6 protein-coding genes and 1 pseudogene are annotated in these 8,014 nt (G+C 37.3%); 3 read left to right on the top strand and 4 right to left on the bottom strand.

Annotated features, from left to right (window positions below):
* Positions 1–191 precede the first annotated feature (191 nt).
* From BLV66_RS15180 to BLV66_RS15170, 3 genes are all read right to left on the bottom strand, one after another.
* Entirely contained in the window at positions 192–1,292 is a 1,101-nt protein-coding gene (locus BLV66_RS15180; RefSeq protein ID WP_086987712.1) for an Mbeg1-like protein, read from the bottom strand.
* Positions 1,276–1,875, bottom strand: a complete 600-nt coding sequence (locus tag BLV66_RS15175) for a TetR/AcrR family transcriptional regulator (protein ID WP_086987713.1) — start codon at positions 1,873–1,875, stop codon at positions 1,276–1,278. The genes BLV66_RS15180 and BLV66_RS15175 overlap by 17 nt, the downstream gene beginning before the upstream one ends.
* 80 nt (positions 1,876–1,955) lie before the next feature.
* Positions 1,956–2,825, bottom strand: a complete 870-nt coding sequence (locus tag BLV66_RS15170) for a DegV family protein (RefSeq protein WP_086987714.1) — start codon at positions 2,823–2,825, stop codon at positions 1,956–1,958.
* 435 nt (positions 2,826–3,260) lie between these two features.
* Between BLV66_RS15170 and BLV66_RS15165 the strand changes: the two are divergent.
* Positions 3,261–4,300 (top strand): annotated as a pseudogene (locus BLV66_RS15165) (IS630 family transposase).
* A 631-nt stretch (positions 4,301–4,931) separates the two neighbouring features.
* On the opposite strand, the gene BLV66_RS15160 reads toward BLV66_RS15165, so the two are convergent.
* Complete coding sequence (locus BLV66_RS15160) at positions 4,932–6,152, bottom strand: hypothetical protein (protein WP_086987717.1); 1,221 nt, start codon at positions 6,150–6,152, stop codon at positions 4,932–4,934.
* 220 nt (positions 6,153–6,372) lie between these two features.
* Between BLV66_RS15160 and BLV66_RS15155 the strand changes: the two genes are divergently transcribed.
* Complete coding sequence (locus BLV66_RS15155; RefSeq protein ID WP_086987718.1) at positions 6,373–7,248, top strand: nucleotidyl transferase AbiEii/AbiGii toxin family protein; 876 nt, start codon at positions 6,373–6,375, stop codon at positions 7,246–7,248.
* A 395-nt stretch (positions 7,249–7,643) separates the two neighbouring features.
* Positions 7,644–8,014: helix-turn-helix domain-containing protein (locus tag BLV66_RS15150; protein WP_143033146.1), on the top strand; the 371-nt coding region annotated here is incomplete at its 3' end.

The raw sequence follows: 8,014 nt of genomic DNA, 5'->3' as shown, positions 1-8,014 counted from the left end.
TTTTTTTTTTATTGCCAATCGCCAGAGTACATGGCTAAGCAGTTAACGTACGTACTTTTTTATAAAGTAGAGAAAGTAGAACTAAAGTATAATAAGCAAGGCTGAGCATTCCGCGATATATGTTTGCTTTTTCCGAGGATAGCAATGAGCTGGTCACAGTTTTTTTGGTGCGCAGGTTTAGTCAAAATATATTATCCATGAATCCTCTTTATACTTTGCGTTCCTTCCTTCATTGAAACTTCAATGAGCGTTTTTGTGACAATACCCCAATCTTTCCGTATACCTTTATCAGCATATTTTACGCCGGTTATTAAAATTTTAATATTTTTAGGCCATTGTTCAACCGCATCGGCTAGATACGTCGTTTCCATAGATTTGGTGATTTCATAAAGGGAAGCTAAGCTATTTCTCTTGGTTTCTTCATCGATAGCGCTTACCCATGAGGAAATAGTTCTTTGTGTGTAATTGGAAAATCTTGTGGTAGAGGGCGTTCTAAGAAATTTATCTTCATTTATTAACCATGTGTAAGGGTCGTGCTGTAGGATGGACCATGCGCTACTTTTTATTATGGAGAAATCCCGTTCTTCTTCTAACATTATTCCTACAACAGAAGCTTCTGGAACAATTTTCTGTATTCTGTTTCTAGTCTTTCTGAATTGATCTGAAGAATGTAACGAACTATGTATCCCTGGACCATCATGATTAAAAACTTTTATGATATTTTCATTTATTTCACGTTTAGTAAATACGGCTGCGAATACTGCCAATGTTCCCCCTTTTGAATGTCCACCTAGGTAGTATTTACCCCCAAATTTATCGTGTATCCTTTCCAAGTAGTCAGCGGCTGATTTCTGTGATGGAATTATTGTTAAATAAGACATATTCAAATCTTCTTTCCAACCAACAAAAGTGGATGTGGTACCCCGGAAAGAAAGGAAATAGTGATTATTAGACAATTCAAACGTAACGGCAGAAAACTGCGTTTCTTCTGATTCACTTATTAAATTGATGACCTCATGAACTTTTATTGATCTAAAACGAGTACTTGTAGAAATCTCAGAAAATAATAGGCTATTGTTTTCTGCATTCCAAGTTCTTTTTACCAGAAGCGGTACCAAATTGGAATTGTAAATTTCAAGAAAAGAATAGCTTTCTTTCGTGGGTAACAAACTATAATCCAAATACGCTAACTGTGAGAAAATGAGGCTGTCAATTTCGTTTAGTGGCGCTATTTCAAAGGGCACATCTTTCATTCTTCTTACATAGTCAATAATATTACTCATTTTTTCCATCACCTAAAATCCCATTAACACCTGAAAAAGTTATGAGGCTCATTTTTTTTGACAATTCATCTAAAGGGATTTTCTTCGGATCGCGTAACCACTCTTGATAAACCTCCATCATTCCGGCTATTACATAATTAATAGTCAAATCTCTAGTAAAATCATCTTCAAATATATCTAAATGTAAATTGGCTATCACTCGTTGTTTTAACGTTTGAGATATTTTTGCAATCAAGTTGATATCCCCGACTTTATTTGACTGCATTAAATCACTATAAAATTCAAAATCCTGTTGTATGATGTTTGTCAGAGATTCAAAGATCCAGGTTGGAGACTTAAAGTCTTTTTTCATATTTATGGTAGAAATAACTTCGTCAAATGATTGAACAATGTCATTTTCAATCTCCTCAAGTACTTGGTTAGTGCTCTCATAATAGTTGTAAAATGTTTTCCGATTCACATCGGCCATTGCTGCGACTTGTGTAATTGTGATGGATTCTAAATTTTGGTCTGATAAGAGCTTAACTACTGCTTGCTGTATTGCTTGTTTTGTTTTTCGAATTCTGCGATCGATTTTTATTTCTGGATCCATACTCCGAACTCCTTCATTATATTATTTTTACTCTACGGGAACCCATCCAAGAGTTGCCCAGAACTCTCGCCCTAATAAATTTATACACCACTATCAATCCCTTTGATAAAAACGCCAACACAGCCGTAGCCTGTGTGACTTGAAATCGTAGGTCCCATATTTAAGACTTCGATTGATTTTGGATGGGACTTCGCTAAAATAGATTCCTTCAACCATTCGGCGCCGGCTCTATCACCGCTGGTTGCAATGAAAACGGTCTTGTCGTCAGCAGCCTCTAATGCCTGCACTACTTGATCAGTCATTCTTTGAAAGGCTCTTTTTCTTGTTCTTACTTTTTCAACAACTTCTAACTTTCCTTCTTTATTTACTGAAAGAATGGGCTTAATGCTTAATAGTTCACCGATTGCTGCAGCACCCTTTGAAATCCTACCTCCATTGTATAGATGGTTTAAATCTTCAACTGTGAACCAATGCTGATAAGATCGTTTATTAGCTTCTAACCAACTCACTAACTCAAGAAAATTATACCCTTCTTTTTGCTTTTGCACCGCATTATAGACCATTAAGCCTTGCCCAGCACTTGCTGATAAGGAATCCACAATAGCTATTTCGGCATCAGGGTATTCTTCTTTCAATAGATCTACTGCTTGGAGGGCACTTTGGTAAGATCCACTCATTCCCGAGGACAAACTGATATAAATGATTGGGATATTTTGTTTTGCACAACTTTTGAAAAATTCTAGATACCTACCTATACTGATTTGACTTGTGGAGGGCATAGAGCCATTTTTTAAGGCTGTGTAAAAAGAATCTATATCAAACGTCAATCCCAGGTCATCACGCAGAGTTTTCCCATCTAACATCACTTCCATTGGAAGAAATTCTAGATTGTCTTTTTCAAAAAATTGATACGATAAATCACAACATGAATCAGTAACTATTTTATACATAATATAACCTCCTAAATCATATGGTACATGTGTGTATTATCCGTCACATGACCGTTATGAATCAATGGGCACTTTTTTGCCTTTATGTAGTTTAAGAAACATTTTATTCGCTTTATGTGTACTTAAAATATTAATTAATGTGCCCAATTTAGGGAAACAATCTGCATCTTGAGAACATACTTGGTTTCAATGTTCACAAGGCAGGATTATTGGCTAGGATTCCTTTTTGAAGGGATTGCCCAAAATGAGGCTGAGGGGTCTATTGTACAATAGCCATTAGGTGTATTTAAGATTCATAGAATAACGCTTTGCTACGTTATAGTCCACATGGGAATGAAGAGAGCAGCAAAAGCTGACTATATAAATTGAGTTAAATTGCATTCGTTTTTCCTCCTGTAGGCGTATACTAAAGAAAACACTTGAGGAGTGGGGAACATGGAAACAGAACGCCAAATCCGTGAATTGGAAAAAGCGATGACTACGACAGACAACCGCCGGTTGTACGAGCGTTGCCTGGCAGTCAAGTTGGTTCTCGAAGGCCACACCCGGAAAGAAGCCGGGCACACCATCGGCCGCGACGAGCATACTGTCAGCCACTATGTGAAAAATTACTGCCATAATGGAATCCAAGGTTTAGTCTCCAAAAAACAAAGCGGACGACCTTCACGGCTGACAGATGAACAGGAAGCGGAACTGGTTCAAATCGTCGCCTACCACACTCCGGAGGAAGTAGGTTTCAAATCCCGTGCCAATTGGACATTGGCGATTGTGTGTGACCTGATTCTCCGGGAATGGGGTTATGGATATACGCAAAAAGGCGTGGCGGACCTCCTTCACCGGCTAGGACTAAGCTGGACTCGTCCGACGTATACCCTCAAAAAAGCGGATTCCAAGAAACAACAGGTGTTTTTGGAAGAAACCTTCCCGAGCCTAAAAAAAAATTGCTGAATAGCGACATTGACCACCTCCTGTTCGAGGACGAAACCATGATCCGGGATTACCAAGCCATTGGCTGCACCTGATTTCTCCGCGGCCACCAGCGGAAAATCCCCACTTACGGACAACACAAAGGGGTGAAATTGATCGGCACCTTGGATTATGAAACCGGTCGGATCATTTGTACGGAAGAAGGGGCATACGACGCAGCGGCCTTCCTCCGTTTTTTGGAGCGGACGTTGCGGGAATACCCCACCGGAAAAATCGTGATGGTATTGGATAATGCCCGTATCCACCACGCCAAGCTGATCCAGCCTTTTCTTAAAGAAAACGCTGGGCGCCTGGCACTCATCTTCCTCCCTCCCTACAGCCCTCAGTTGAACCTGATGGAAGGCGTATGGAAGTGGCTCAAGGAATCGGTCATCAACAATGTTTTTTTTGACCACGTCCAGAAAATCAAACAGGCGGTCCGCGGTTTCTTAGCCGATGTGAACGGGCGTCCCCTTGAAGTGATTGACCGACTGTGCGTGCGGATGTAAAGTATTTAATTCAACCTATATAGTATTAATATCGGTCATTGCGAGCATTCCCTTTCTTACCTCCAGTTACAGTGTCGGAACTATAACTTTAGAGGAATTTCAGGACGCCCGCAATGGCTTTTTATTTTACCCTAAGCTGCTTGCGGAGCTATGTACTTTTGCGCTGCAATTGTATGTACGTTTATCTTGCCACAAACACTTAAACACTTCGAGTTTTTTTGAATGAGCGTAGTGAATTCAGATAAGATATTTCATCTAATAATATTTCCGTTCAACTTAAGGCTCTTATTTAAAGTTTCTGTCTCAATCGCACTTATTTTATTTTTGAAAGAATGATAGGTATAGTTACTACTGATACCTAATACCACTCTTTTTGGATAGTTTTGATTTTGAACACAAAATAATTTATTAATATTTTCTTCTTGTACAATTTTTAGTTCCTTTTAATCTTCTTGTTTATAACCTGCATTCCCGAAAAAGTTGTACCTAATTCGGCTTAACCCTTTATATCGCTACATTTTCCGCTTAGTTATGTATAAAACGCTTAACTAGGTGGATTTAATCTCGAAATACTATCTAAACGTTTATTTGACGGTTTTTTACTTGTTCCTTGTTAGGTGTTGGCAGTAAACTAGGTTATAAACCCAATAATAGTAATATTTTCTTTTAAAACATGAAATTTCCTGGAAATATCTAACATTATTTCTTCGTAATTATCGTAAACATAGGTAAAAGTATCTAAAGTTAGTAGTTCCTCTCCGGTGCTGTCATATAGATGAACCGAACCAATTTGGTATGTATCTTTTCCCAGTTCCTGATTTGAAAGTCTCCTCACCTTTACTTGAGCGGAATGGCTGTCATAATATTCAATTTTGACTTCATCTATTTCTGAAGGATAAAAAATACCTATAGTTTCGTCTTCTTTTTTTCTTGGTATCTGGTAATCTACGTAAAAATTTATATGCCGATTCGGGCTATGAGCCAGCATGTCCTCGATTATAGCGATGGTATCTTTGGGATAATTTGTATTCTTTAAATAAAAAAGGACAGATTTTTCATAAGGATAAATGTAATCAAACTTTTTCAGATAGTCTGCAAGCAATGGAACAATAAGATCCGTTTTGGCTGCATAATAAGCCTCTAACACTTCTATCGCGCCTCCACTATATCTCGGACGAATCGTACAATCCAATAGTGTACGCTCCCTATTTGTTACTTGAACAGCCTTCGAAAAGCCTATAGGAGTTTTCTTTATAATTCCTGTTTTATTCGTATTCTTCGCATTTAAAATATGAACTTTATAATAGATGCCCTGGTATGCAAAATTATAGATATCGTTGGTTTGTCTCATTTCCTTTGAGAAGGCATAATCTACTTTTCTTTGCGTGAGAACAGCGTTTTCTTTGTTTATTGGTTTTTTAGATTGTTCTCGATTAATGTATATTTCTTTTGGATTATTAATCGTCAAATCATGGACGTAAAGGGCACTATAATGAGACAAAAAGGAATTTGAGAGTAAGGATAAGGCAATTTCATAAGGGGAAACTTTAACATATGTACTAATATATCGCGTAACCTTCTCTCCTTTTTTCTCAGAGTATAGTTCTATTTTAGAAAAGAGCTTTAAGACATTTTGAAGATAGTGTGTCAGTAAACTGAGACTGGTTCGTTCCGGAACGCCGTGATTTTCTTTTAAAGTTCCTAAAATCTTTATAAGAGAAGACCTATTTAAAATATTTCCATATTTGATTCCCAAGTCTTTCAGCACGTCTTGATTCGCTACGAGCTTATACGTGTCCCTTTTTAAATTGTTTTGCTTTAGGATCTTATTAATGGTATCTATATCTATCATGATGCGACTCTCCTATAGTAATGACTTTACCCGAATAGCTATGGTATATATACCATAGCTATCTATTGTACTGTGATTCTATCATATTCACTCGTTTTAATCAAAGCTATGGTATATATACCATAGCTTTGATTTAACCGTTCTTGATAGACTCCCCTCTAAATGAATAGTATGATATAGGAATTAGAATATTGATTAGTTAGACTGAGAGGATACCTATATGAACGCTGATGAAATACGCCTAACTGTAATAAAAGCGATTTTTTCTACACCTCAACTAGAGGATATTTTGACCTTAAAGGGCGGAAATGCCATGAAACTGCAAGGATTAACCGATAGAGAATCTCAAGATTTAGATTTTTCTATCAAAGAGAATATCCGTTTGTCAAAAGAACAAGACGGCCCTCTCTTTCTTGAGCGTCTTCAAAATGAATTTAATCAATTGGGCTATCAAGTGGTCAGTTTTAAATTTGAAGAGAAACCTTCAACCAAAAAGAAATGGACGCCTCCGTTCTGGGGGGGATATAAAATAGACTTTAGTATTTTAAAAGAAGAGGTTTTCAACACCCTCTCCGAGGCACAACTCAAAAATATCAATGCTTTTGCTGAATCCATAGAAGACGGGAAAAAGAAAATACAAATCGATTTAAGTTTTGATGAATACACAGATCCCAGAATTAAAGAGACAATCGATGATATCGATGTGTATTTATATAGCCCTTTGATGATTATCTATGAAAAAATAAGAGCTTCTTGCCAGCAGCTCCCTGAGTACACGGTCGGAATGAATAAAAAAAGAGCACGGGACCTTTTTGATATCTATACGATTTTAACGAATATTAAACACATTGATTTGTATGACGAGGTATTAAATCCGGATAATCTTTATATTATTGATAAAATGTTTAGTATAAAGGATGTTTCAATTGAACTTATTCCAAAAATCGAGACGATTAAAGAGGAACTGAGAGAAGATTATCTAAATAAAGTGATTCCGCAAGTCCCCGGAGATCAATCTACACCTGATTTTGACTACCTCTTTGAATTTAACAAGGAATTATTTATGAAAGTCTATCATTTACTGCAAGATAGATAGTGCAGCAGTAGAAATAGATACCAGCATTGTGTTTCTATCTGTTAGAACTACGATGAATCACATTCTTTTATTGTGTACCAATCTTCTTATATGAGATTTAAGAAGAAATATGGATATACAGCGAGATCCTTGTTCTACGTAGCTCATTCAAATACTGCATTAGTAACATTAAAAGTTTTATATGGATTCTTAACTAGCATCAGGTTTTTCCTAGCGAGCACAAAGAACAAAAATGGAAGAGTGATCTCATGATTTCATTACCATAATCTGACCCTTCATAATAGATAGTTGTCTATAAACGACAGATAAATCTTTTTCAGAAGCCTTCTGTCTTCCTTTTATCTTTACTTTACTTCGAAATATAGTAAAGTAAAGATAAAAGGAAGGGGAGTCACATGTTAAACGTCTCTGAAGTACTCACCATGCTTGAAAAAGAAGGCCTTACGAGTTCTAGACAAGTTGTATTGCGTTGGATCCGTCAAGGAGACCTGCCAGCTATACAAAAGACCCGAAAAGAAGGCTATCAGGTGGCGCAACCAGACCTCGATGACTTTATCGCCAAGAAAAAAGAATCAGCTGCAAACACCGAATCCGTCGAACAGACAACCGACGACTATCAAGCAGGCTACCAGGCAGCCATAAAAGATCTGTTGGAGAAAGCTATGGTGAGTGGGGCAGGAGATCTTTTTCTTTTCAGGAAAAATGCCAGTATCCCGATTCATTTAGCGGATTTCAAGGAAATGGCTGCAAGAAATTTCAGCACCGG

This window comes from Trichococcus collinsii (assembly GCF_900107505.1).
Lineage (GTDB): Bacteria > Bacillota > Bacilli > Lactobacillales > Aerococcaceae > Trichococcus > Trichococcus collinsii.
Note: the sequence above shows the minus strand (reverse complement) of the source record. Positions and strands in the feature narration are given on the sequence as shown.

Coding starts and splice junctions, on each gene's coding strand:
- BLV66_RS15160 (WP_086987717.1), bottom strand. CDS start 6,152: ATGATAGATATAGATACCATTAATAAGATCCTAAAGCAAAACAATTTA.
- BLV66_RS15170 (WP_086987714.1), bottom strand. CDS start 2,825: ATGTATAAAATAGTTACTGATTCATGTTGTGATTTATCGTATCAATTT.
- BLV66_RS15180 (WP_086987712.1), bottom strand. CDS start 1,292: ATGGAAAAAATGAGTAATATTATTGACTATGTAAGAAGAATGAAAGAT.
- BLV66_RS15155 (WP_086987718.1), top strand. CDS start 6,373: ATGAACGCTGATGAAATACGCCTAACTGTAATAAAAGCGATTTTTTCT.
- BLV66_RS15175 (WP_086987713.1), bottom strand. CDS start 1,875: ATGGATCCAGAAATAAAAATCGATCGCAGAATTCGAAAAACAAAACAA.